The organism is Corallococcus sp. AB032C (assembly GCF_003668935.1).
Classification (GTDB): domain Bacteria; phylum Myxococcota; class Myxococcia; order Myxococcales; family Myxococcaceae; genus Corallococcus; species Corallococcus exiguus.
In genome coordinates this window covers 48376-73354 of the sequence record NZ_RAWP01000027.1, presented here as the reverse complement: position 1 = coordinate 73354, position 24979 = coordinate 48376, and the positions used below count along the sequence as shown (strand labels likewise).

Below are 24979 nucleotides of genomic sequence, written 5' to 3'. Positions count from 1 at the left end.
AACGCAGTCGAGTGGACTGGTCTGGACGCGCCTGGACGCAGCAGGGTACGGTATCCACAGGGCAGGTGGGGCGTAACCCCTCGGAAGTATTGGCGGTAGGGCACGGGAATCGAACTCGCCAGGGACTGCTCTCGCAGCCCCTCACCGGTTTTGAAGACCGGGCCGGCCACCAGGTCCGGAGGCCCTACCGCTTCCGATTACCGCCGCTCCGCCCCAGTCCGTCAACCACGGTCACGGCTTGCGCGCGGACACCACGGCGTACTCATCGCAGTTGAACAGCGCGGGCCACTGGAGCTGCTCCGGTGTCATCCGCATCGCCTTGTGCACGTCCGCGCGCACCTGGTGCAGGGACGTGCTCCCTGGATTGCGCTCCAGCTGCGTCATGCCCCGCAGCGCCACCAGCGCCGTGTTCACCGCCGGGTACACATCCTCCGCGATGGACTCCACCTTCACGTCCTGGAACCCCGCCCGCCGCAGCTCCTCCCGGTAGCGCTCCGTCGACCAGACGTTCTCCTCCGGGAAGGCAATCAGCCCCCGCCAGTAGCGGTAGCGCAGCCGCGCTCGGAGTCCTGCTCCAGCCTCACGGTCCGTCTTCTGCGCCATGTCCGCCATCACCAGCCGGCCTCCCGGCTTCAGCACCCGGAAGGCCTCGCGCAGGAAGTCCTGCCGCATCCGGAAGTGCATCGCGGACTCCAGCGCGAACACCCCGTCGAACGCTCCCTCCGGTCCCGGCAGCGCCGTCGCGCTCCCCACCTCCAGCCGGACCACGCCCTCCAGCCCCGTCAGCTTCACGCGCTCCCGGCCCACCTTCACCTGGTTCGGCGTGATGTTCACCCCGACGATGCTCGCGGGCTTGAACTCCTCCGCCCACAGCAGGTCCTGGTCCGCGTACCCGAAGCCGCAGTCCAAGACGGCATCCCCGGGCCCCAGCTTCGCGGTCCTCGCCAGGAGGCGCGCCATCTCCGCCTGGGCGGACCGGAACAGCTCCCCCACGCGCTCCACGTTGGAGTCGTCCACCTTCTCCACGTGCTTCCAGTAGCCCAGGTTGATCCAGAAGGGCTCCCGGCCCGTCGTCACCCGGATGTCGCTCGGCGCCGGCATCCCCGCCACCCAGGCTCCTGTCTCGTTCGTATAGAAGCGCTCCGGGTCCGCCAGGAACGCACTCTTCAGCCGCGTCGCGACCTGCCTCACGTTGACCATCGCCAGCCTCCTGGGCCGTCCACCCGATGGCCGGAACCCTAGCCCGTGTCACGGCGATTCCAGGCTTGGCCTGCATGACGGTTTTCACTGGTGAATGAAGCGGGGCCGCTCGCCCGGTGTCCCAGGGGGCGCCTTGCCCGGCGCGTCATCCGGGCTCCATGATGTGCGCCCTTCCGCCATGCGCCGAACCTTCCGTTCCGTCCCCCTGGCACCGGGCTTCCCGCCGGCGCTCGTCCTGCTGCTGTGTCTGTGTCTGTCCTTGATCGCCCGGGCAGCACCGGCGGCGACGAACGCCAGGCCGTTCCGCGTCGGGCCTCCCGCCGCGTGGGTGAAGCCGCTTCCCATTCCTCCAGACCCCGGCCCGACTCCCGAGGGCGAGGAGGAGACCAGCGTCTCCCAGCTGCTGATCGAGGAACAGGTGCGCGTGTCCGGCCCATCGCGCGTGCACTACCTGCACTCGGCCCAGAAGGTCCTCTCGCCGCGGGGCATCGACCGCGTCACGGACATCCAGTTCCGCTTCGATCCGACGTACCAGAAGCTCACCGTCCACGGCATCTGGCGCATCCGCGACGGCCGCCGCGAGGACGTCTTCCAGCCCGCCGAGGCCCGGGTCATCCAGCAGGAGACCGAGCTCCAGAACCGGCTCTACAACGGCAACCTCTCCGTGGTGCCCTTCCTCCACGACGTGCGGGTGGGCGACACCGTGGAGGTCGCGTACTCCTTCGAAGGCGCCAACCCCGTCTTTGGCGGCCGCTTCTCCGACGTCGTCGGCGTGGGCCATTCCTATCCCGTGGTCCACTTCGCCTACCGGCTGCTGTGGCCGGAAGGGCGGGGTCGCACGCTCTTCATCCGGGACTTCGCCGCGCCGGGCCTGTCGCGCTCGGAGTCGATGCTGAACGGCGAGCGTGAAATCATCCTGGAGCGCCACCACGTGCCCGCGGTCCGCCACGAGGACAACGTCCCCGGCTGGCAGCCCGTCTACCCGTGGATCCAGTTCAGCGAATACAAGGACTGGAACGACGTCGCGCGCTGGGCCTCCACGCTGTTCCAGGTGCCCGCCCGCTCGAAGTCGCTGGAACAGGAGGTCCGCCGGCTGTCGAAGGAGCCGACCCCTGAGGCGCGCTTCCTCGCCGCGCTTCGCTTCGTCCAGGACGAGGTGCGCTACCTGGGCATCGAGATGGGCCCCAACTCCCACCAGCCCCATCCGCCCGACGAGGTCCTCCAGCGCCGCTTCGGCGACTGCAAGGACAAGTCGCTCCTCTTGGTATCGCTCCTCAAGGGGCTGGGCATCGACGCGCAGCCGGCGCTCGTGAGCACGGACCTCACGCAGCTGCTGGACGGCTTGCGTCCCACCGCCACCGCGTTCAACCACGTCATCGTCCACGCCACCGTGGCCGGCCGCGAGCTGTGGGTGGACCCCACGGCGACGCTGGAGCGCGGCGGGCTGGAAAGCTACGAACCGCCCTCCTACGGCCGGGCCCTCCTTGTCGCCCCCGCCACCACGGCGCTCTCCGTCATCCCCACGCCCACGCTGACGGAGCCCTCCCTCTTCGTGGACGAGACCTACGTCGCGATGGGCCGCGACGGGGCCGCGACACTCGACGTCGTCACCACGCGCACGGGGGCGGACGCCAACTCCATGCGCCGCGCGCTCGCGGGCACGTCCCTGTCCGAGGTGTCCCGCCTCTACTTCAACTACTACGCGAAGACGGACGCGGACATCTCCATCGCGAAGCCCATGTCGGTGGACGACGACACCGTGACGAACGTGCTCGTCACGCAAGAGCACTACCGCATCGAGGACTTCTGGACCTCGGACGGTCGCCGGGAGTTCCGCGCGCATGGCCTCCGCCAGCACCTCGCCGTGCCGAACTACTCCCACCGCGCCTTCCCGCTGGAGGTGGAGCACCCCGTCTTCGCCCGCCACCGCATCACGCTGAAGGCCGGCGAGCTGCCCCCTGTCAAAACGGAGTACGAGGTCGTGGACGGTCCGGCCTTCCGCTTCGTGGCCGACACCCGCGCCGAAGGCAAGACGCTGCTGCTCGACTACAGCTACCGCAGCACCGCGGACTCGGTCCCGCCCGAGCGCATCGCCGAGTACGTGAAGGCCGTGCGCGCCACCGAGGCCCAGCGCGGCTACGCCATCCAACTCAGGAGCCGGGCCGCCCGCCACCAGGCCTCGTCCGTTCCGTCCGGCGAGGCGGGTGCCATCCTCCTGGGCGTCATCACGACGTGCCTCGTGCTGTGGTTCGTCATCGCGCAGGGCGGCCCGGTGGCGCTCTGGCGCAAGGGCCGCGCCTGGGGCCGGCGCCGCGCCTTCGCACGCAAGTTCGACGCGGACCACCGGGGCGACAGCGCCGGGTCCGCCATCCCCATCACCAGCCCTCAGGAGCTGCTCTCCACGCTGGGCCGGCTGCGCTGCGCCTGCGGAGCCACCAGCGAGGCCCCACGGGAGTCGCTCCGCCACGAGGCCGTCGTCCTGGGCGACCGCCACCTCACCCTGGTGCAGTGGCAGTGCCCCACCTGCGCCCGCGCCCGCCGCGCCTACTTCGAGGACAAGGGCTCTCGCGCCGCCTGAGACGCCTACTGGCAGATGCCCGGGCAGTCCGCGCTGCCCCCGGGCTGGCACGTGTCGGACGGATCATCCACGCAGGTGTTTCCGGACACGTTCCCCGCGCAGCCCCCGAAGAGGCCGCCGCAGCACTCGACGTACCCCTCCGGCACGTCACACGGCGTCGGGAAGGACTGGCACGTCTCGCTGTCCGAGCGCGCGAACACCACCACCTGCGGACACGTGCGCGGCTCCTCGTCGTCGTCGCCCAGACAGCCCGTCAGACCCAGCACCGCCATCAGCCCCAGCTTCGTCCATGCATGCATGGCGCGCATCAGGGCAGGGGAGAACGGCGCTAGTCCAGCCCCCGCTCCCACAGGTCGTCTTCATCCAGACCCATCAAGTGACCGACTTCGTGCATCACCGTGATGCCAATCTGTTCGATGAGTTCCTCGCGGGTGCGCGCGAAGCGCTCCAGGTTCTTCTGGTACAGCACGATGGAGGGCGGGAAGTGATCCGCCGCGTCCATCACGCTGCGCTCGCCCACGGGCGTGCCCCGGAACACCCCCAGGATGCACGGTGACAGTGGCGGCTGCTGACCCAGCAGGTCCTCATCCGACGGCAGGTCCTCCACCGCCAGCGTCACGTTGTCCATGTACTGCTTCACCTGGGAGGGCAGGGCGCGCATCGCGTCCTCCACCGCGCGGTCGAACGCCGCCTCCTCCAGCGCCACCGGCGGCGGCAGCTCCTCCGGGGCCAGCGCCTGCGCCCGGGAGAAGCGCTTCTTCGCCTCCTTCGCATCCTGGCGCCGCTCCGCGACCAGCCCCAGGTAGTGGTGCGCCCAGGCCTCGTCCGGCGCGTCCTTCAACACCCGCTCGAAGGCCTCCTGCGCGGGCGCGAAGCGGCACAACTCGAACAGCGCGATGCCCCGCTCCAGCTGCGCGTCCGTCGAGCGCGGCATGTGCGTCAGCGCCTGGTCCAGGATTTTCAGCGCGGACTCGCATTCCCCCAACTGGTTGAGGCCCATGCCCTCCAGGAGGAGGAACTCGTAGACGAGCTCCACGTCATCGGCCCGCTGCGCCAGCTTCCGCCCGCGGCCGCACCACTCCAGCCCTTCCTCCACCGCCTCGCGGTCCTCGCCGGTGCGGCACACGAGGAATTCCGCCGCGCCGAAGAGGATCTCCAGGTCTTCCGGGGCCATCTTGAGGGCGGCGCCATAGGCCTTGCCCGCGTCCTCCAGGCGTCCCACCTCCACCAGCGCGGCGGCCCGGTAGTGCAGGGCTTCTGGTGAGTCCGGAACGTCCCGGAGCAGGGCGTCGGCGCTGGTGAGCGCGGCCTCGAAGTCCCTCGCCTCGAAGGCGTCCGCGACTCCCTCCAGCCGCGCGTCCATGTCCCGCGCCTCCCCTTGCTTCGCCATGCGCTTCGCCATTCGGGCCGGCAGCTAAGAAGCCGTCCTTCGCGTTGTCAACGACCGGCGTCGCTGTTACCTTCCAGCGCCCCGTTTCGGCCCGAACCCCGTGAACATCCTGGTCGTCGACGACGATTACGAGCTGTGCACCATGCTCTCTCGCTACCTGGAGATGCATGGCTACACCGTGTTCTCGGCGTCGGACGCGCTCCAGGCCCTGGACATCATGGAGCGTCACCCCGTGGGGCTGGTCATCACCGACTACCTGATGCCCCACCTGGACGGCATCCACTTCACGGAGATGCTGAAGGCGGATCCCCGCTTCCAGCGCATCTCCGTCCTGATGATGACCGCCAGCACGGACGCCAACATCTCCGACCGGGGCCTGCGCAAGGGCGTCGCCATCACCCTGCAGAAGCCCCTGGACATGGGGCAGCTGCTCAACCTCGTGCGCTTCGCGGAGTAGGGCCTTCCCGGGCAGCCCGGGCCCCCCACCCGGGCGGGCCAGTAGGCGTCCTCAGGCCCACACGTCTGCCCCTTTCCGTTGACATCGTCGATGCGGCCCTTATGTTGGCGCTCGACATGGCCGAGTGCTAACGGCCACCCCCATTTGTAGAAATTCCCCAAGTATTATCGGAGGTTACGATGGCAGCGAAGGAAATCTTCTTCCATCAGTCCGCGCGCGATTCCATCCTGCGCGGCGTTCGGATCCTCGCGGATGCGGTCGCGGTGACGCTCGGTCCCAAGGGCCGCAACGTGGTCATCGAGAAGAGCTTCGGCTCGCCCACCATCACCAAGGACGGCGTCACCGTCGCCAAGGAGATCGATCTCGAGAACCGCTTCGAGAACATGGGCGCGCAGATGGTGAAGGAGGTCGCGTCGAAGACCTCCGACAAGGCCGGCGACGGCACCACGACGGCGACCGTGCTCGCGCGCGCCATCTATGAGGAGGGCCTGAAGCTGGTGGCCGCCGGCCACAACCCCATGGACCTCAAGCGCGGCATCGACAAGGCCGTGGAGGTGGTGGTCGCGGAGCTGAAGAAGATGTCCAAGACGACCACGGACAAGCAGGCCATCGCGCAGGTGGGCACCATCTCCGCCAACGGGGATGAGACCATCGGCCAGACCATCGCGGACGCGATGGAGAAGGTCGGCAAGGAGGGCGTCATCACCGTCGAGGAGGCCAAGGGCCTGGAGACGACGCTCGACGTGGTGGAGGGCATGCAGTTCGACCGTGGCTACGTGTCGCCGTACTTCGTCACGAACCGCGATCGCATGGAGGTCGTCATGGACGACCCCTACATCCTCATCAGCGAGAAGAAGGTCTCGTCGATGCAGGACATGATTCCGTTGCTGGAGCAGGTGGCGCGCTCGGGCAAGCCGCTGCTCATCATCGCGGACGACATCGAGGGCGAGGCCCTGGCCACCCTGGTGGTGAACAAGATCCGCGGCGTGCTGAACGTGGCCGCGGTGAAGGCGCCGGGCTTCGGCGACCGCCGCAAGGAGATGCTCAAGGACATCGCCACGCTGACGGGCGGCATGGTGGTGAGCGAGGAGCTGGGTCACAAGTACGAGAACCTGACCCTCACCGACCTGGGCCGCGCCAAGCGCATCACGGTGGACAAGGACAACACCACCATCGTGGACGGTGCCGGCCAGAAGGCGGACATCGAGGGCCGCATCAAGCTCATCCGCACGCAGATCGAGACGGTCACCAGCGACTACGACCGCGAGAAGCTCCAGGAGCGCATGGCGAAGCTCGTGGGCGGCGTGGCGGTCATCAACGTCGGCGCGGCGACCGAAGTGGAGATGAAGGAGAAGAAGGCCCGCGTGGAGGACGCGCTGCACGCGACCCGCGCGGCCGTCGAAGAGGGCATCGTCCCCGGCGGCGGCGTGGCCTACATCCGCAGCCTCAAGGCGCTGGACGGCCTGAAGCTGGGCGGCGAGCAGGACTTCGGCGTGGACATCATCCGCAAGGCGCTGCAGGAGCCCCTGCGCAAGATCTCCAGCAACGCCGGCGTCGAAGGCGCCGTCGTCATCAACAAGGTCAAGGACGGCACCGGCGCGTTCGGCTTCAACGCCCGCACGGAGACCTACGAGGACCTGGAGAAGGCCGGCGTCATCGACCCGACGAAGGTCGAGCGCACCGCGCTGCAGAACGCCGCCTCCGTGGCGTCCCTGCTGCTCACCACCGAGGCGATGATCGCCGAGCGCCCCAAGAAGAAGGCCAAGGGCGGCGCGGGCGGCGGCGCCATGCCGGAGTACGGCGGCGACGACATGGACTACTGAGCCGACTTGACGGCTCCGTAGCTTCGTAGGGTTTCCGGCCCCGGTGGGCTCCGCGAAAGCGGGGCGCCCGGGGCCGGAGTCTTTTTCAGGAAGCGGTCTTCTTGAAGGCCAGGCCCAGCTCGCGGCTGAGCGCCGTGGTGTCGGAGAGCAGCTTGGGCAGGCACGCGGCGGCCCCGGCGCGCAGCGACGCCAGCGCCGTGTCCATGGTGAGGTGCTCGGCCAGGACGACGAAGGGCGCGCCCTGGCTCAGGGCCCGGGCCAGCTCCAGCGCCTTCTTGCCGTAGGCCGGCGCGAAGTCCCAAGACACCACCACGCCCACGGGCGGATCCATGGTGGCCACCTCCGCGCCCGCGACGACGCGCGCCTCCAGGCCCAGCAGCGTCAGCGCCTCTGAAATCAGCCGCGCGGTGGCCGGGTTGTCCTCCAGCACGTCCACCCGGCGCACGCCAGCGCTGGGGGCGGGGACAGGCGGCGCGGCCGGCGTGTACAGCGCCTGCCGCAGCAGCGCGCGCACCTGTCGGATGTCGTCGAAGGGCTTGAGCAGGTAGTCCACCAGGCCCAGCTGCAGCGCCTGCTGCGTCGTCACCAGCGAGGGGTAGCCCGTCATCAGGATGACGCGCGACGCGGGGTCCAGCTTCCTCGCGTGCTGGGCCAGCTCCAGGCCGGAGATTCCGGGCAGGTTCTTGTCCGTGACGATGAGGTCCACGCGCGACGAGCGGAGGATTTCGAGCGCGGCCTCGCCCGTGGCCGCTTCAATGACTTCGCACTCCTTGTCCATCAGGTCCTTGAAGACCATCCGGATGATGCCCTCGTCGTCCACCACCAGCAGGCGCTTGCGCGGCGGGCGCGGCGCGTCCGTGGGCGGGAAGAGCACGCGGAACACCGTGGCCGGGGGCGGCACCTCGCGCAGCGTCGTGGGCGGCACCAGGGCAACCTGCGCGTGGTGCTCCTGCGCGATGCGACGACAGACGGCGAGCCCCAGGCCCGTGCCGCGTTTGCTGGCGGAGACGTAGGGCTCGAAGATGCGCGTCTTCAGCTCGTCCGGGATGCCCGGTCCCCAGTCGGAAACGTAGAGGGCCGCGGAGGCGCCATCGCGCGTGAGCGTCACCTTCACGCGGCCCCGGCCGGACATGGCGTCGCGGGCGTTGTTGAGCAGGTTGAGCGTGAGCTGCTCAATCAGCCGCGCGTTGCCCTGGATGGTGAGGTCCTCGGGGGCCTCCACCTCCAGCGAGATGCGCGCCGAGTCCGGGTTGACGCTGAACACCTTCGCCGCCGCCCAGATGGGCGCGGCCAGGGACAGCCGCTGCTGCGGGGCCGGCCGCTCGCTGGCCAGGCGGATGAAGTCGGAGACAATCTGCTCCATCCGCTCCACCTGCGCGAGCAGCAGCTTCAGCGGGCCGCTGGAGCCTCCTTCCTCGGCCAGCAGCTGGGCGTAGGCCTTCGCGCCCAGGAGGGGCTGACGCAGCTCATGGAGGACCTCCGCGGCGACCTGATGGGTATGGGCGTTGGCGCGTTGCAGCGCCACGGCCGCGACCCGTGCCTTCTCCAGGTCCCCCGCGTCCAGGGCCTGGAGCAGCTGCGCGAGCGGCGAGGGGGTCTCCATGCACGGGAGCATGGCGGAGGCAGGTGTTCACGCGCAACGCACCCCCAGCGGGATTCGGTTGACCGCGCTCGCGACCGAACGGATGCTCGCGCACGTCCTCCAGCCCGGCCTGACGGAACGTCGTTGCCCGCTCGCTTGCTGGAAACCCTCCCTGTCGCTGAGGTCCTCATGCCGCAGACGAACCCGTTCCACTCGCTGGTGCCCCGGAAGCTGACGGACTCCGAACTGGCCCGCTCCATCCGGCTCAACATCGAGGCGGAGCTGGACGCCATCAACCTCTACGCCGCGCACCTGGACGCGACGGACAACGAGGAGGCGAAGGCCATCCTGCGGCACGTCATGGACGAGGAGCGCGAGCACGCGGCCCTCTTCTGGCAGCTCATCGCGCGGTTGGATCCGGAGCAGGCCCAGCACGACCGCGAGGCGTCGCAGAAGTACCGCCTCATCACCACCGGCGCGTCTCACGAAGAGGTGGAGGCGGTGGGCGAGGGCGGCGGCGGCGGCGGCGTGCCCGCGGAAGTGGAGCTGCCCAAGCACCTCACCGTGGGCAGCCTGCGCAAGTAGCGCGCGTCCGGCGTTCAGCCCTGGCCCTGCGGGGGCGGGGGATTCTGACGGCGCTCGGCCGGGGTGGCTTCCAGGTCCTGCGCCGCCATGTAGACGACGTTCCGGGTGCCGCGCTTGCCCCGGTACATGGCCCGGTCGGACAGGTCCAGCAGGTGGTCCTTGTCCTGGGCATGCTCCGGGAAGCTGGCCACGCCGATGCAGGTGGTGAGCTTGAGCGCCAGCCCCTCGCGGCCCAGGAACTGATGGGTCTCCATGGTGCGGCGGATGCGCTCGGCGACCTTGAGGGCCCCGCCGGAGTCCGTGCCGCGCAGGAGCACCACGTACTCGTCGCCGCCGAAGCGCGCCACCACGTCCGGGTCGCGCACGCAGCCCTTGAGCACGCGCGCGGCCTCCACCAGCACCCGCGAGCCCACCAGGTGCCCGTGCGTGTCGTTGATGGCCTTGAAGCGGTCCAGGTCCAGGAACAGCAGGGAGAAGGGGCGCTCCGTCTGGAGGGCCTCGTTCACCTCGCGGTCCAGCACCAGGTGCAGGTAGCGCGTGTTGAACAGGCGGGTGAGATCATCGACGTAGGCCAGGTCCTCCACGGCGGCGAAGCGGCCCAGGTTGCGCAGGGCCAGCGCCCAGTTGCGCACGAGGAAGCCCACGGTCTCCGCGTGGTGCTCCGCGGGCGCGTTGTCGTGGAAGAGCACCGCGTGGCCCAGCACCAGCTCGCCGTCCACGGCGGGGAAGGAGAGGGTGCGCGGCCAGGGAACTTGAAGTCCGTCGAGCTCCACCTGCGTGCGCGTGCCCGAAAGCCGCTCGATGAGCAGCGGGACGAGCGCCTCGTGCAGGTCCACCGGCAGCCCGCGCATGCCGTGCGAGCGGAAGCCCGTGCCGCCAGGGTCCCGCTCCAGGAGCATCACCGCGGAGGCGTTGGCCATGGACTCCAGCGCGTCGGACGCGGCCGTGGACAGCCGCTCGCGGTCGAGCGTGGTGGCGATGCGCTGGCCCGCCTCCAGCAGCGCGACGTGCTGGCGCAGGGACGCGTTCTCACGCATCAGGTCGCGCGTGGTGAGCGCGCGGCGCAGCGCGTGCTCCAGGGCCTCCGGCGCCACGGGCTTGACCAGGTACTCCGCCGCGCCGCTCTTGATGGCGCGCACCGCGGGGGCCACCTTGTCCAGGCCGGTGATGACCAGCACCTCCACGCCGGGGTAGCGCTCGCGCACGTGGCGAAGCACCTCCATGCCGTCGCCGCCGGGGAGGATGAGGTCCGTCACCACCGCGTCGAACCGCGCCGCGGAGAGTGCGGCCTTCGCGTCCGCCACGGTGGGCACCGCCGTGACCAGGTGTCCCGCGGCCGTGAGGTAGTCGCCGTAGAGATTGCGGGCGATCTTTTCGTCGTCGACGAGGAGCAGTCGCGCCATGACTGTTCAGGGCTTAGCACCCAACGCTGGAAGGCTGCTAGGGTCCCGGGCCGTGCCCTTTGAAAGCGGACGGCGGCTCTGCCTGCTGGTGGAGGCCGGAGAGACGCGCTACGCGGTGGAGGCCACCTCCGTCATCGAGGTCGCGATGCCGGGCGCTCGCGGCGCGAGTCTGCGCGGCGTACTGGAAGTGAAGGACCTCGCCGCGTTGCTCGGCGGCCTGCCTGAGGAAGTGCCGGGCATGGTGGTGGTCCTGGACGTCAGCCCCACGCTCGCGGTGCGGGTGCGCGCCGTGGTGGAGGTCGCGGACGTCGCGAGGGATCCGTTCTTCCTGCTGCCTCCGGGACTGGCGGACTCGCTGGCGCCGCTGAGCCGGGGCGCGGTGCTGCACAAGGACCGGCTGTACCTGGAGCTCATCGTGGAGGCGCTGCCGCACCGGGCGGGCCCCCGGGCGACCCCGCCAGAGCCCCGGCCCGTGCACTATGCGGACGAGCCCCCTGAGCGGGCGCTGGTGCTGGAGTCCCAGGGGGTGCTGTTCGGCGTCCCGCTGGGTTGCGTCTCCCAGGTGGTACCCCGGGGCGAGGCGTTCAGCGTCCTCCCGGTGCAGAGCGGGCCGGTGGCGGGCGTCTATCCCCACGCGCAGGCGCTATGGCCCATCTGTTCGATTCCAGCGCTGCTGGGTGCGCCGGCCCAGGCGGAGGAGTTGTTCGTCCTCACGGAAATGGCGGGGCGGAACGTGGGGCTGGCGGCCAACCGGGTGCTGGGTGTGCTGCAGAAGTTCAAGCCGGCCGAGCTTCCCGGAACGTTCCGGGCGCCGGGGCTGCCGGATCCGGTGATGTTACTGGACCTGCAGCGCATGTTTTCTTGATCGGCCCAACGCGCGAATCCTAAGCTTCTCCGATTGACACAGGGCGTGCAGGCAGGCTTGCTCGCCCGAAATCTCAAACGAATTCAGGGGGGTATGCGCCCCCCGAGGCCGGAGCCGATGCCCAAGAATCTACTGATCGCCGACGACTCGCTCACCATCCGCAAGGTGATCGGGATGATCTTCGCGACGGAAGACTTCCAGGTGACCGCGGTGGACAACGGGCTGGACGCCATCTCCCGCACGCGCGAGCTGCGTCCGGACGTGGTGCTCGCCGACGTGATGATGCCGGGCAAGAGCGGCTACGAGGTCTGCGAGGCGCTCAAGGGCGACCCCTCCACGCAGGCCATCCCGGTGCTGCTGCTCGCCGGCACCTTCGAGGCGTTCGACGAGAACCGCGCGAAGGCCGCCCGGGCGGATGACCACATCACCAAGCCCTTCGAGAGCCAGATCCTCCTCGACAAGGTGAAGGCGCTGGTGGGCCAGAAGTCCAACACGATGCCCGCGTCCGCCGCGACGCGCATTCTGCCCCAGACCTCCGCCCCGAGCGCTCCGGTCAGCGCGCCGCCCGCCGCCGCCGTGCCGCCGGGTGCGCGTCCCGCGGGTGCGCCGCCTCCGGGCGCCATGCCGCCGGGTGCGCGTCCTCCTCCGGGTGCCGTGCCTCCGGGCGCGCGTCCTCCGGGCGCTGGTGTGCCTCCTCCTCCGGGTGCGGCGCGTCCGCTGCCGGGCGCTGTTCCTCCGGGCGCGCGTCCTCCGGGTGCGCCGCCTCCGGGCGCCATGCCGCCGGGTGCACGTCCTCCGCCGGGTGCGCCGCCTCCGGGCATGGGCGCGCGTCCTCCGGGTGCGCCGCCTCCGGGCGCCATGCCGCCGGGTGCGCGTCCTCCTCCGGGTGCCGTGCCTCCGGGCGCGCGTCCTCCGGGTGCGCCGCCTCCGGGCATGGCCGCGCGTCCTCCGGGCCCTGGCGCCCCGAACATCCCGGGCGGCTTCCCGCGTCCTCCGGGCGCCGCGCCGCTGCCGTCCGCGCCCCCGCCCGCCGCGGTGCCTCCGGCCGCCCGTGCCCGGGATCCGTTCGGGCTGGGCGCTCCGGCCGCCCCGCCCGCGGCGCAGGCCCGCACGGAGAGCATCCGCATCGAGGACTCGCTGCCCGAGCCCAGCGGCGCGGAGGAGATCTCCCTGGACATCGGCGGCCCCTCGCCGGCGACTCCTCCCTCGCGCGCCCGTCCGGCCGCGGATGGCGGAGAGGCGCTGCTGCGCGAGGCGCTGTCGAAGGCGTCCCGCGAGGTCATCGAGAAGATTGCCTGGGAGGTCGTTCCGCAGCTGGCGGAGACCATCATCCGGGAAGAGCTGGAGCGGCTCATCAAGGACCGCGAGACCCAGCATTGATTCGCAGTCCCCTCTGATTCCCCGCCGGCCCCGTCGGGGGCCGGCCGCTTGCAATGACTGACACGACTGAACTGTCCAAGGCCTACGAGCCCTCCGAAGTGGAGGCGCGGTGGTACAACCACTGGCTGGAGCGCGACTACTTCCGCGCCGAAGCCCCTTCCTCCAAGCCGCCGTTCAGCATCGTGCTGCCGCCGCCCAACGTGACGGGCAGCCTGCACATCGGCCACGCGCTCACCGCGACCATCCAGGACATCCTCACGCGCTGGAAGCGGATGAGCGGCTTCAACGCGCTCTGGCTGCCGGGCACGGACCACGCGGGCATCGCCACGCAGATGGTGGTGGAGAAGGAGCTCAAGAAGACGGAGGGCAAGAGCCGCCACGACCTGGGCCGCGAGGCGTTCCTCGAGCGCGTCTGGACGTGGAAGGGCAAGTTCGGCGCGCGCATCGGTGAGCAGCACCGCTACCTGGGCGCGTCCCTGGACTGGAGCCGCGAGCGCTTCACCATGGACGAGCAGTCCTCGGCCGCGGTGCGCGAGGTGTTCGTCCGGCTGTACGAAGAGGGCCTGATGTACCGGGCCCAGAAGCTGATCAACTGGTGCCCGTCCTGCCGCACGGCCCTCTCCGACCTGGAAGTGGAGCACGAGGAGAAGAACGGCTCGCTCTGGCACATCCGCTACCCGGTGAAGGGCACGGAGCGCTTCCTCACCGTGGCGACGACGCGCCCGGAGACGCTGCTGGGCGACACGGCCGTCGCCGTGCACCCGGAGGATCCGCGCTACCAGGACCTCATCGGCAAGAGCGTGGCGCTGCCGCTCACCGACCGTGAGATTCCGGTCATCGCGGACGGCGAGCTGGTGAACATGGAGTTCGGCACCGGCGTGGTGAAGGTCACGCCCGCGCACGACTTCAACGACTACCAGACGGGCCTGCGCCACAAGCTGCCGATGCTGTCCATCCTGGACGAAGCGGCGCGGATGACGAAGGACACCGGCAAGTACGCGGGCCTGGAGAGCCGGGAGGCGCGCACGCAGGTGCTGGCGGACCTGACGGAGCTGGGCCTGCTGGAGAAGGAGGAGCCGCACAAGCTGAACGTGGGCACCTGCCAGCGCTGCACCACGGTGGTGGAGCCGCGCCTGTCGCCGCAGTGGTTCATCAAGATCGAACCCCTGGCGAAGCCGGCCATCCAGGCCGTGGAGGAGGGCCGCACCAAGTTCGTCCCCGAGTCGTGGACGAACACGTACTTCCACTGGATGAACAACATCCACGACTGGTGCGTGAGCCGCCAGCTGTGGTGGGGCCACCAGATTCCGGCGTGGTACTGCGCGGCGTGCACCCCGGCGGAAGAGCGCTCGAAGGACACGGCGGACGTCATCGTGTCGCGCACGGCGCCGGAGTCCTGCCCGAAGTGCGGCGGCAAGGAGCTGACGCAGGATCCGGACGTGCTGGACACCTGGTTCTCGTCCGCGCTGTGGCCGTTCTCCACGCTGGGCTGGCCGAAGCAGACGGCGGATCTCCAGACCTTCTACCCGACGTCCGTGATGGAGACGGGCCACGACATCATCTTCTTCTGGGTCGCCCGGATGATGATGATGGGCCTGCACTTCATGAACGACGTGCCCTTCCGCACCGTGTACCTGCACGCGATGGTGCGCGACGAGAAGGGCGAGAAGATGTCCAAGACGAAGGGGAACGTCATCGATCCCCTGGACGTCATCCTCGGCGCGAAGGCGGAGTCGCTGCAGCCGTCCTTGCGCAACCGCTTCCCGCAGGGCATGCCCGCGCACGGCGCGGACGCGCTGCGCTTCACGTTGGCGTCGCTCACGCAGCAGGGCCGTGACATCAAGCTGTCGATGGACCGCCTGGGTGGCTACAAGGCGTTCTGCAACAAGCTGTGGAACGCCAGCCGCTTCGCCCTGATGAACATGGGCGACTTCAGCCTGGACAAGACGCCGCTGGAGGGCCGCAAGCTGACGCTGGCGGACCGGTGGATCCTCTCCCGCCTGCAGAAGGCCACCGAGGAGACGCGCGCGTCGCTGGAGGCGTTCGGCTTCGCGGAGGCCGCGTCCACGCTGTACCAGTTCCTGTGGGCGGAGTTCTGCGATTGGTACATCGAGCTGGCGAAGGGCTCGTTGTACGGCGACGACGCGGAGGCCAAGGACACCACGCGCGCGGTGCTGGTGACGTGCCTGGACCGCATCCTGCGGCTGATGCACCCGTTCATGCCGTTCATCACCGAGGAGATCTGGCAGAAGCTGCCGATGTCCCGGCCCACGGAGAGCATCTGCATCGCGGCCTACCCGGCGCCGGAGACGGCGTGGGTGGACGCGGCCTCGGAAGGCGAGATGGCGCCGGTCATCGCGGCCATCGAGGGCCTGCGCACGCTGCGCGGCGAGAGCAACCTGCCGCCGTCCGCCAAGGTGAAGGCGGTGGTGCAGAGCCCGGACGCGACGACGCGCGAGCTGTTGGAGCGTTGGCGCGCGTACCTGATGCCGCTCGCGGGCCTGTCCGAGGTGGTGGTGGGCCCCCCGGGCGCCAAGCCTCCGCAGGCGGCGGCGTTCGTGAGCGGCAACCTGGAAATCTACGTGCCCCTGGCGGGCCTGGTGGACCTGGACGCGGAGCGCGACCGCCTGAAGAAGGAGATCGTCCGCGCCGAGCAGGAACTCGCCGGTTTGCAGCGCAAGCTGGACAACCCGAACTTCGTGGCCCGTGCTCCGCCGGACGTGGTGGAGAAGGACAAGGCCCGGGTGGCGGAGCTCCAGGAGCGCACGGTCAAGCTGCAGGATCACCTCCAGCGCATCGCCCCGGAGCCCCCCATGTCCGAGACGCCGTCGCCGTTGCCGGGCAGCACCGAGTCCGAAGCCCCTGAAGCGTCCGAGTCCCTCGCGCCTGAGAGCGCCCAGGTGAAGGTGGCCACCGAGCCGCAGGCACCGAAGGACGAAGCGGTGAACCTGGGCCAGGAGCTGAAGGGCGAGATTGAAGCCGAAGAGGCTTCGCAGGCGCCCCAGGCCGCGGATCCGATGGTGGAGGAGGCCCTCAACAAGCTGCGCGAGGGCACCAAGGAAGGGCTGTCCCCGGCGGACCACCACGACCTGGGCGTCGCGTACATGAGCATGGGCCTCGTGGACGACGCGATGCGCGAGTTCGACCGGGCCAAGGAGGGCGGCGACGCCCGCGAGGCGCCGGAGGGCTCGGCGAAGCCGGTGAAGAAGGCTCCGACGAAGAAGGCCTCCGCGAAGAAGGCGGCGGTGAAGAAGGCCCCTGCGAAGAAGGCCTCCGCGAAGAAGGCGGCGGTGAAGAAGGCCTCCGCGAAGAAGGCGGCGAGCAAGAAGTCCGCCGCGAAGAAGGCCCCTGCGAAGAAGGCTTCCGCGAAGAAGGCAGCGGGCAAGAAGACGGCCGCGAAGAAGGCGGCGGTGAAGAAGGCTCCTGCGAAGAAGGCTTCGGCGAAGAAGGCGGCGGGGAAGAAGACCGCCGCGAAGAAGGCCGCGGCGAAGAAGACCACTCGGGGCAAGCCGGCTCGCAAGGCGCGCCGGTAGGAGGCGGAAGTGCAGCAGGATTATCTCGATCGGCTCATCGCGCTGTCCCTCGACGAGGACCTGGGTGCTGCGGGGGACGTCACCTCGCTGGCGGTGGTCCCCGCCGAAGCGGAGGGCAGCGGTGAGCTGGTCGCGAAGGAGCAGATGATCGTCGCCGGCCTGGACGCCTTCGTCCGCGTCTTCCACATGGTGGACGCGGAGGTGGAGGTGGAGGTCCTCAAGCGCGACGGCGAGGAGATCAAACCGAAGGTGGTCGCCGCGCGCGTCCACGGCAAGCTGCGTTCGCTGCTGGCCGCGGAGCGCACGGCGCTCAACCTGGTGCAGCGCGCCGCCGGCATCGCGACGCTGGCCCAGCAGGCGATGACCTCCGTGCGGGGCTCGAAGCTGCGGGTGCTGGACACGCGCAAGACTCCGCCGGGCATGCGAGGCCTCGCGAAGCACGCGGTGCGCATGGGAGGCGCGTCCAACCACCGCTTCGGCCTCTTCGACGGCATCCTCATCAAGGACAACCACATCGCGGCGGTAGGTGGCGACATCACCGAAGCGGTGCGCCGCGCGAAGCTGAACGGTCCCCGGCTGGTGAAGATTGAAGTGGAGGTCACCAACTTCAAGCAGCTGGAGGAGGCCATCGCCGCGGGCGCGGACGTCATCATGTTGGACAACATGGACGACGCGCAGATCCGCGAAGCGGTGAAGCTGACGGCGAGCCGCGTGCCCATCGAAGTGTCGGGCGGCGTCACGTTGGACCGGCTGCCCCGGCTGGCGAAGCTGGGCGTGGACTTCGTGTCGATGGGCGCGCTGACGCACTCGGCGCGGGCCATGGACCTGTCGCTGGAGATCGCGACGACGAAGAAGTCCACGCGCAAGCCCCGCTCCGCGCAGGGCTGAAGCGGTCAGCGGTCTTCACGAATCCGTAGAAGAGCGCCTCCGAGTCCTGGGACTCGGAGGCGCTTGTGTTTACGGCTGGGTGCAGCGCCAGACCCCGCAGGAACCGCCGCTCGTGCCGCACTCCATCTGGGTCGAGCACGGCTTGCAGGTGCGCGAACAGATCATCTGGACCGCGGACGTCTGGCTATCAGTCGTCTCCGCCGTCGAGCCGGGAACCATGGCCAGGGCCGTGCCCGCCATGATGCCGATGATCAGCGCGAATCCAGGAATCGTCTGCTTCAGTCGCGATGCCTTCATGCTTCCTCCGGGGTGGGGGCCACCGGGCCAGAGCATCCTGGCCCGCTGACAGGAAGGCATTCGAACAAACGCCGGGGATCGAGCCAAGACGGAACCGCTTCGCTGGAGGAGTTCTTGGACACTTCAAGCCCGGCTCACGCCGAGGCTCCTGCGGCTCTCCATGCCGGGGGTGGCCGCCAGCTTCACGATGAGGTCTGAGAGACTGTCGAGCGAAACGTCGCGTCCCTTGAACGGCTCGCCCTTCTGCGTGAGGGTGTACCGAATCTCGTGATCGTGTGTGAACCAACCGGGGCGCAGGATTGTGTAGTCGAGGTCCGAGGCCTCGATGACCACTGCTGAGTCGCGATACGGATCGAGGATGCTGCTGTACCTCTCCCCCGGCACCTCGCCGTAGATGCCCATCGAACTGATGAAGACGAGGCGCCGCACGCCCGAGGCGTGCATCGCGGACACGATGTGCTCGGCCTGCTCCTTCATCGCGCCAGTCAGGTTCGCGTACACGACGTCCTGCCCTTTCATGGCGGCTTCGAGGACCGCACGATCCAGCACATCGCCCTCGACGATGCGGACGCGGCCGGGATCAGGGTTCCGCAGGCGGCTCGCGCGACGCAGATAGAGCGTCAGCTTCGCGTCGGTATCACGCAAGAAGACACGGGTCGTGTTGCGCGCGAGCTGCCCGTTGGCGCCGAGGATGAGCACGTGGGGCACGTTTCGCACGCTCAACTGATGCCCTTCACTTCACTGAGCCGCTTGACCATCACCGGATCACGATGGTCGAAAAAGCTGCTCGTGTTCGTGTCGAGCGTGGCAATGGCCGCCATGTCGTCGGCGCTCAATTCGAAGTCGAACACCGCGAAGTTCTCGGCGATGCGCTCCTGACGGACGGACTTCGGAATCGCGACGACGCCGCGTTGAACGAGCCACCGCAGGATGACCTGCGCCACGCTCTTCCCGTGCCTGGCACCAATGGAGTGCAGGAGCGCGTTCTGGAAGATGTCGTGCTTCCCTTCCGCGAAGGGGCCCCACGACTCGATCTGCACCCCGTTGTCGCGCAGGAACTTCTGTGCCTCGAGCTGCTGACAGAACGGGTGCGTCTCGATCTGGTTCACGGCCGGCACGATCTCGTTGTGGACGATGAGATCCATCACCCGGTCGGGATGGAAGTTGCTGACGCCAATCGCGCGGGCGCGCCCCTCACGTTGCAGTTCCTGCATCGCGCGCCAGGCCCCGTGCACATCTCCGTATGGCTGGTGAATGAGGTACAGATCGATGACGTCGAGCTGAAGCCGCCGCAGGGAACGTTCGATGGCCTTCCGGGTCTTCTCGTAGCCCGCGTCTTCAATCCACAGCTTCGTCGTTACGAAGATCTCGTCGCGCGGGATACCGCTGCGGCGGATCGCATTCCCGACTGCTTCCTCGTTCTGGTACGCGGCCGCCGTGTCGATGAGCCGGTAGCCGACACGGAGTGCTTCTTCCACGCTCCGTTCGCACTCCGCGAGATCGCGCACCTGATAGACGCCGAAGCCGAGGAGGGGCATCTTCACCCCGTTGTTCAGCACTGCTTCCGGCACCATGGTTTTCGTCGTCATGCTTTGATCTCCACGTTCAATCGGCCCATCCGAATGGCCGGAATGACGCCGCCATCCATGAGGAGATCGCTCCCCGTCACGAAGCCGGCGTCGGGACCGAGCAGGAACGCTGCGGCGGACGCGACCTCCTCGGGAGTACCGACTCGCTTGAGCGCTGATGCCGCGATCATCGCTCGGTAGGCCGCACCGATCGGTGAAGACAGTTCCTTCTGCGCCAATGGCGTGAGGATGATGCCTGGGCTGATCGCGTTCAACCGTGCGCCGCGTTCAGCCCAACGCAAACTCTCAGCCTGGATGCGGAGGTGGTTGGCGCGCTTCGAGATGGCGTACGCGGCTCCCGAATCAGAGATGGCTGACGGCTGGAGTGAAGGCAGCTTCAACAGCTCGTCGGCGGGCGTGGTCGCGAGCGCCAGGTCGACCTCTGTCGGTAGGGGCGGAAGCATGTAGCCGGCCATGCTCGAGATGATGATGCCCGCCCCACCCGGGGCGACAATGTTCCCGAACTCCTCGAGCACGAGCGCAGTACCGAGCAGGTCGACCGCGAGAATCCTGTCGGGCGGCGCCATGTTCGGAGATACGCCCGCCGTGTGGACGACCTCGGTCACCGCTCCAAGCCTGCTGGCCTCCTTGACGACCTCGTGGATGGACGTACGCGAGGCCACGTCCACCGGCATGGCCGAGACCGCGTAGCCCGTCGCTTCCAGGCTCTTGGCGGCGGCGTCCAGTGTCCGCTCGTCAAAGTCCGCGAGCAGCACCGTCTTCCCCGCGCCCTGCCGGCGGGCAATCGCTTGCCCGATCCCACCAATGCCAATCACAACCAGTACGTTCTTGCTCATGATGTTGGATTCCTTGGGTGACTTCACGGCTGTGGCAACGAGGCCATGTCGATGACGAAGCGGTACCGAACGTCTGCTTGCCCGAGCCGCTCGTAGGCCTCGTTCACCTGATCGATGCGAATCAGCTCGCAATCTGGAAGCACCTGCTTCCGGCTGCAGAAATCGAGCATCTCCTGGGTCTCGGCGAGACCGCCGATGGGCGAGCCCGCGATGCGGCGACGGCCGAAGAGAAGTGGCACCGAGCTCGTCTCGGCCAGTGGCCCGACCTGACCCACGATGACGAGCGTTCCGTCGATATCCAGGAGCGGCAGGTAGGGGAGGAGCTCGTGCTTCGTCGGCACCGTGTCGATGATGAGATCGAGGCTTGAGCCTGCTTTCGCCATCGCCTTGGCATCCGTCGACACCAACAGGCGATCCGCACCGAGCGCGAGGGCGTCCGCTTCCTTGGCGGCGCTGCGGCTCAGCACGGTGACTTCGGCGCCCATTGCGACGGCGAACTTGACCGCCATGTGGCCAAGCCCCCCCAGTCCAATGACCCCCACGCGGCTCCCCGGACCGACGCCCCACGTCCGTAGCGGGGAGTACGTCGTGATGCCAGCACAGAGCAGCGGCGCCGCCTTCGAAAGGGCGAGCGCGGCCGGCATGCGGAGCGCGAACTCCTCCCGGACCACCATGAACTTCGAGTAGCCCCCGTAGGTTGGATCTCCGGTCACCCGGTCCATGCCGTTGTACGTGTGGGTATGGCCCTCGCGACAGAGCTGCTCTTCGCCCTTGCGGCACTGGTCGCAGCGCTGGCAGCTGTCGAGCATGCATCCCACCGCCACGGCGTCGCCCATCTTGTGGCGTGAAACGTCCGAGCCAACGGCGATGACACGTCCAACAAACTCGTGACCGGGAACGAACGGGTACCGGGTCGCGCCCCAGTCGTTGCGCGCCATATGCAGGTCCGTATGGCAGATGCCGCAATAGAGGACCTCCATCGCGATGTCGTTGTGCCGGAGCTCGCGGCGTTCGAAGGTATAGGGAGAAAGAGGCGCATCCGCGGAATGCGCCGCGTATCCGGTGGTCTTCATCGGCATGAGCAGAGGTGTACGCGCGAAGGCACCTCCGCGAAACCGCCGGTTCTGGGACGGACGCTTTAGGAAAGCTTAACGACTGCTGGCCAGCTCCCGGGCGACCGTCACGAAGGCGCGCAGCGCGGGAGAGATTTGAGCCCGGTTCGGGAAGTAGAGGAACAGGCCGGGCACCGTCGGGGCGTACTGGGAAAGCACCACCCGCAGGCGGCCGCTGCGGAGGTCCTCGGACATCGTCGGCTCGAGTCCGTAAGTCAAGCCGACCCCCGCGATGGCAAGCGTGCGGCGCAGCTCGTTGTCACTGAGCACGACCGGTCCACGCACGGGGACGCGGACCGTCTTCTTTCCACGCTCCAACTCCCACGCCCAGAGTCCACCGCCGGGTCCCAGCCGGAACACGAGGCAATCATGGTGGAGCAGATCGGCGGGCTTCTGCGGGGTACCGCGCTTGTCGAGATACGAAGGCGCGCCTGCGACAACGACGCGGCAAGGGCCCGTGAGCCGGATGTGCACCATGTCCCGGTCAATGGACTCGACGAGCCGGATGCCGGCGTCGAAACCCTCGGCGACAGGGTCGACGAGTCGATTATCGACGCTCACCTCCAGTTCGACCTTTGGGTGTCGTTCGACGAACCGGGGGATCAGTCGTTCGAGTACCAGCGAACTCGCGGCGGTCGGAACGGTGATGCGAACACGTCCGGTCACTTCGCCACGCCTGGCCTTCACCGTCTGCAGGGCCTCCAGCGCCTGGTCCACCGCCGGCCCTGCGTTTTCAAGGAGCCGTTGGCCCGCCTCCGTGAGGGCGACGCTGCGCGAGCTGCGAATGAGCAGCGGCGTCTCCAAGCGCTCCTCGAGCTGGCGGACCGACTGGCTGAGTGCGGACGTCGACACGCCGAGCTCCCGCGCGGCCACGACGAAGCTCAGCTTCCGTGCGACGGCGACGAAGGCGTTGAGCGCGTTGAGCGGAGTGAAGGCCATCGTGAGGGTTCTCCATACCTGCTCATCAAACGGTACCAGCCACACGGGTCGGACGATGCGGAAACCCCGGCGCTGGTTGTTCGAAATGCGCTCCAGTCTGGAACACCGCGCACCGGAGTGGAGCGAGTGTCCGCGCCAGTCCGGTGCGGTGCGGAGCCGTTCCAGGGCGAGCGGTGACGGCATGGGGCTCGCAATGACTCGCGGCTGAACCCCACTCCCGCGAGCAGGTGTGCCATGCCGTCCGCCCCCAGCACCGAAGCCATCCAGCGCATCTCCCTGAAGAACCGCGAGTACGCATACATCGAGGACGCCAACCGCGGAGTCGTGCTCATGGAAGTAGGCCCGCGCGTGCTGACGCTCGAAGCGCACCTGACGCTCGTGGCGAAGGAGCGGATGGTGGAGTTGGGCGCCGGCAGCTGGTGCGTGGTGCGCAACCCCGTGGTGCGCGTGGACGGCCAGGTGGCGCTGGACGACTTCGGCCAGGCCCGCGTCGCGGTGGGCGACCGCGAGGTCCGCGTGGGCCCGAAGGTGTTCCCGCTGTACCCCGGCGAGGAGCTGGAGGGCGACATCGTCCCGGAATACGTCCTGGGCGTGTCGGAGGCGCTGCGTCTGCGCGCGCTCACCGCCTTCACGGACGCCCACGTCCCAGACGCTCCCCGCCGCCGTGAAGCCGGTGACGAGTGGCTGGTGCGAGGCCCCGGCCGCTACGTGCCGGGCGAATCCGTCACCGTCGTGTCGCTGGAGAAGGCCCGCGTCCTCAAGGAGACCGAGTACTGCGTCATCCTCAATCCCGTGGACCGCGCCACCGGCCGCGTGCAGGAGGGCCGCCGCAAGGTCGTCTCCGGCCCGGATGTCTTCTTCCTCGAACCCGGCGAGGCGCTGGAAGGGGACGTGCGCCGCAAGCATGTCCTGTCGGAGCTGCAGGGCCTGAAGCTCCAGGCACTGGACGACCTCTCCGAGAACGAGGGCGGCGAGCCGCGTGCACGCAAGGCCGGTGACACGTGGATCGTCCGCGGCCCTCGCACCTACGTGCCCAGCGAGAAGGTCCTCATCCACCGGGAGATTGCCGCGCTGTCATTGGGGCAGGGGGAAGGCCTGTACGTGCGCGACCTGCGCTCGGGCAAGGTGTCGCTCGTCCAGGGGCCTTGCCAGTTCATGCCGGAGGCGCACCAGGAACTGCACGAGAAGCGCCTGTCCCCGGACGCGGAGGCCCTGCTGGGCCTCACTCCGCCGCTGCCGCCCGCGGAGGCGAAGGACGCCCGCGCGCCACGTCCCATGATCGCGACGGAGAGGGGGGACCGCACGCGCGCCATCGTGCTGCGCATCGAGGACAACACGGCGGTCCTCATCAACGACTTCGAGTCCAATCACGCGCGCGTGGAGTTCGGCCCCGCGAAGGTGATGTTGCGCCCGTACGAGGACGTCACCGTCCTGGACTTGTCCGGCAGCACGCCCAAGCGCCCGCGTCAGCTCAAGGTGCTGATGCTGCGGCTGGGGCCGGACTTCGCCACGGACCTGTTCGAGGTGGCCACTCGCGACCACGCGCGGCTGCGCATCAAGCTTTCATACAAGTGGCAGTTCGACGTGCAGGGCGACCCGGAGAAGGACAAGGCCATCTTCCGGGTGAACGACTTCATCGGGTACGTGTGTGAGAACCTCGCGTCGCGCATCCGCCAGGTCGCCGCGGAGAACGAGTTCGAGACCTTCCACAAGAACGCCAGCGTGCTCATCCGCCGCACCATCTTCGGCATGGATGACGCGGGACGCGCTCGCAAGGACCGCCTCTTCTCCGAGAACCAGCTGCGCATCATCGACATCGACATCAAGGACATCGCCCCCGTCGATGATAAGACGGCCCTGAAGCTGCGCGAGGCCATCGACACCAACATCCAGATCCAGCTGGACGCCTCACGCCAGGAGGCCCAGGCCGCCGCGGAGCTCAAGCGCATCCGCAGCGAGGAGGAGAAGCAGCTCGCTGACATCGCCAGCCACCGCAAGTCGGAGGCGGAGCGCCAATCCCTCATCGAATTGCAGAACCGCAACCACCAGCTGGAGACGCTCAGCCGCGCCAAGGTGGAGGCGGAGGCCCAGCTGGAGCGCGCCCGCGTGGAGAGCGAGGAGGCCCTGGCCCGCGCCGAGTCCGACGCCCGCGCTTCGCGCATCCGCTCCGAGGCGGAGCTCGAGCGCGAACGGCTCACCACCCAGGTGGCCCTGGAGCGCCAGCAGCGCCTCAATGACCTGGAGGTGGAACGCCAGTCGCGCCTCGCGGAAGTGGAGGCCAGTCAGTTCCGCCAACGCGTGGAATCCCTGGGGGGCGGGGAGAACTTCGTGAAGGCCGTGGCCGCGCAGGCCCAGGCCGCCGTCGTCGGAGGCCTCGACAAGGTCGTCTTCCTCCCCAGCGGCTCCAACCTCAACCTCTTCGACGCCATGCAGGGACTCCTGGGCCCCGGCGGACAACCCCGCCTGTCCGCCCACAACGCACCGAAGCCGCCCGGCGACACTTCGGCCTGAAAATGGATCGT

The 24979-nt window shown here is 68.8% G+C and carries 20 protein-coding genes and 1 tRNA gene; 9 read left to right on the top strand and 12 right to left on the bottom strand.

Annotation, left to right across the window (positions count from 1 at the left end; genetic code table 11):
* Positions 1-90 precede the first annotated feature (90 nt).
* Both D7X99_RS14585 and D7X99_RS14580 read right to left on the bottom strand, forming a co-directional pair.
* Positions 91-189: transfer RNA gene (locus D7X99_RS14585), tRNA-Sec, on the bottom strand.
* A gap of 42 nt (positions 190-231) precedes the next feature.
* Entirely contained in the window at positions 232-1200 is a 969-nt protein-coding gene (locus D7X99_RS14580; protein WP_121778333.1) for a cyclopropane-fatty-acyl-phospholipid synthase family protein, read from the bottom strand.
* Positions 1201-1378: 178 nt separating this feature from the next.
* On the opposite strand from D7X99_RS14580, the gene D7X99_RS14575 reads away from it, so the two are divergent.
* The gene (locus D7X99_RS14575; RefSeq protein ID WP_158627010.1) at positions 1379-3778 is read left to right on the top strand and encodes a DUF3857 domain-containing protein; all 2400 of its coding nucleotides are present in this window, start codon (positions 1379-1381) and stop codon (positions 3776-3778) included.
* 5 nt (positions 3779-3783) lie between these two features.
* Here D7X99_RS14575 and D7X99_RS14570 read toward each other — a convergent pair whose 3' ends face one another.
* Positions 3784-4077, bottom strand: a complete 294-nt coding sequence (locus D7X99_RS14570; protein WP_120576624.1) for a hypothetical protein — start codon at positions 4075-4077, stop codon at positions 3784-3786.
* 29 nt (positions 4078-4106) lie between these two features.
* Positions 4107-5180 carry a metallopeptidase family protein gene (locus D7X99_RS14565; RefSeq protein WP_169825497.1) on the bottom strand — a complete coding sequence of 358 codons (1074 nt, stop codon included), beginning with the start codon at positions 5178-5180 and terminating at the stop codon, positions 4107-4109.
* A gap of 88 nt (positions 5181-5268) precedes the next feature.
* Here D7X99_RS14565 and D7X99_RS14560 point away from each other — a divergent pair, with 88 nt between their 5' ends.
* Both D7X99_RS14560 and groL read left to right on the top strand, forming a co-directional pair.
* On the top strand, positions 5269-5625 hold the full coding sequence (locus tag D7X99_RS14560; protein ID WP_120576603.1) for a response regulator: 357 nt from the start codon (positions 5269-5271) through the stop codon (positions 5623-5625).
* Positions 5626-5804: 179 nt separating this feature from the next.
* The gene (gene groL, locus D7X99_RS14555) at positions 5805-7448 is read left to right on the top strand and encodes a chaperonin GroEL (protein ID WP_121753561.1); all 1644 of its coding nucleotides are present in this window, start codon (positions 5805-5807) and stop codon (positions 7446-7448) included.
* Between the two features lie 85 nt (positions 7449-7533).
* Here groL and sinK read toward each other — a convergent pair whose 3' ends face one another.
* Entirely contained in the window at positions 7534-9051 is a 1518-nt protein-coding gene (gene sinK / locus D7X99_RS14550; protein WP_158627009.1) for a hybrid histidine protein kinase/response regulator SinK, read from the bottom strand.
* Positions 9052-9219: 168 nt separating this feature from the next.
* On the opposite strand from sinK, the gene D7X99_RS14545 reads away from it, so the two are divergent.
* Positions 9220-9615, top strand: a complete 396-nt coding sequence (locus D7X99_RS14545) for a demethoxyubiquinone hydroxylase family protein (RefSeq protein ID WP_121753559.1) — start codon at positions 9220-9222, stop codon at positions 9613-9615.
* Positions 9616-9629: 14 nt separating this feature from the next.
* On the opposite strand, the gene D7X99_RS14540 is transcribed toward D7X99_RS14545, so the two are convergent.
* Positions 9630-11018 carry a diguanylate cyclase gene (locus tag D7X99_RS14540; protein WP_120576607.1) on the bottom strand — a complete coding sequence of 463 codons (1389 nt, stop codon included), beginning with the start codon at positions 11016-11018 and terminating at the stop codon, positions 9630-9632.
* A 52-nt stretch (positions 11019-11070) separates the two neighbouring features.
* Here D7X99_RS14540 and D7X99_RS14535 point away from each other — a divergent pair, with 52 nt between their 5' ends.
* The 4 genes from D7X99_RS14535 (at position 11071) to nadC (ending at position 17684) form a co-directional block, all read left to right on the top strand.
* A complete protein-coding gene (locus D7X99_RS14535; protein WP_169825495.1) occupies positions 11071-11883 on the top strand; it encodes a chemotaxis protein CheW in 813 nt (270 codons plus the stop codon).
* Between the two features lie 117 nt (positions 11884-12000).
* Complete coding sequence (locus D7X99_RS14530; protein WP_121778330.1) at positions 12001-13263, top strand: PleD family two-component system response regulator; 1263 nt, start codon at positions 12001-12003, stop codon at positions 13261-13263.
* Positions 13264-13316: 53 nt separating this feature from the next.
* Positions 13317-16796, top strand: coding sequence for a valine--tRNA ligase (locus D7X99_RS14525; RefSeq protein ID WP_121778329.1), 3480 nt, complete (start codon positions 13317-13319; stop codon positions 16794-16796).
* A gap of 9 nt (positions 16797-16805) precedes the next feature.
* On the top strand, positions 16806-17684 hold the full coding sequence (gene nadC / locus D7X99_RS14520; protein ID WP_169820991.1) for a carboxylating nicotinate-nucleotide diphosphorylase: 879 nt from the start codon (positions 16806-16808) through the stop codon (positions 17682-17684).
* Between the two features lie 69 nt (positions 17685-17753).
* Here the strand turns inward: nadC and D7X99_RS14515 are convergent, their stop codons facing one another.
* From D7X99_RS14515 to D7X99_RS14490, 6 genes are all read right to left on the bottom strand, one after another.
* Complete coding sequence (locus D7X99_RS14515; protein ID WP_121778328.1) at positions 17754-17981, bottom strand: hypothetical protein; 228 nt, start codon at positions 17979-17981, stop codon at positions 17754-17756.
* Between the two features lie 123 nt (positions 17982-18104).
* Positions 18105-18689 (bottom strand): NAD(P)H-binding protein, encoded by a 585-nt coding sequence (locus tag D7X99_RS14510; RefSeq protein WP_121778327.1) that lies wholly within the window; start codon positions 18687-18689, stop codon positions 18105-18107.
* An 11-nt stretch (positions 18690-18700) separates the two neighbouring features.
* Positions 18701-19570, bottom strand: coding sequence for an aldo/keto reductase (locus D7X99_RS14505; RefSeq protein WP_211486137.1), 870 nt, complete (start codon positions 19568-19570; stop codon positions 18701-18703).
* Complete coding sequence (locus D7X99_RS14500; protein WP_121778326.1) at positions 19567-20406, bottom strand: SDR family oxidoreductase; 840 nt, start codon at positions 20404-20406, stop codon at positions 19567-19569. The genes D7X99_RS14505 and D7X99_RS14500 overlap by 4 nt, the downstream gene beginning before the upstream one ends.
* A gap of 23 nt (positions 20407-20429) precedes the next feature.
* The gene (locus D7X99_RS14495; RefSeq protein ID WP_283244453.1) at positions 20430-21485 is read right to left on the bottom strand and encodes an NAD(P)-dependent alcohol dehydrogenase; all 1056 of its coding nucleotides are present in this window, start codon (positions 21483-21485) and stop codon (positions 20430-20432) included.
* 69 nt (positions 21486-21554) lie between these two features.
* Positions 21555-22457, bottom strand: a complete 903-nt coding sequence (locus D7X99_RS14490; RefSeq protein WP_121778325.1) for a LysR family transcriptional regulator — start codon at positions 22455-22457, stop codon at positions 21555-21557.
* Positions 22458-22691: 234 nt separating this feature from the next.
* On the opposite strand from D7X99_RS14490, the gene D7X99_RS14485 reads away from it, so the two are divergent.
* Positions 22692-24968: a hypothetical protein gene (locus D7X99_RS14485; protein ID WP_121778324.1), complete on the top strand. Its 2277-nt coding sequence runs from the start codon at positions 22692-22694 to the stop codon at positions 24966-24968.
* Positions 24969-24979 lie beyond the last annotated feature (11 nt).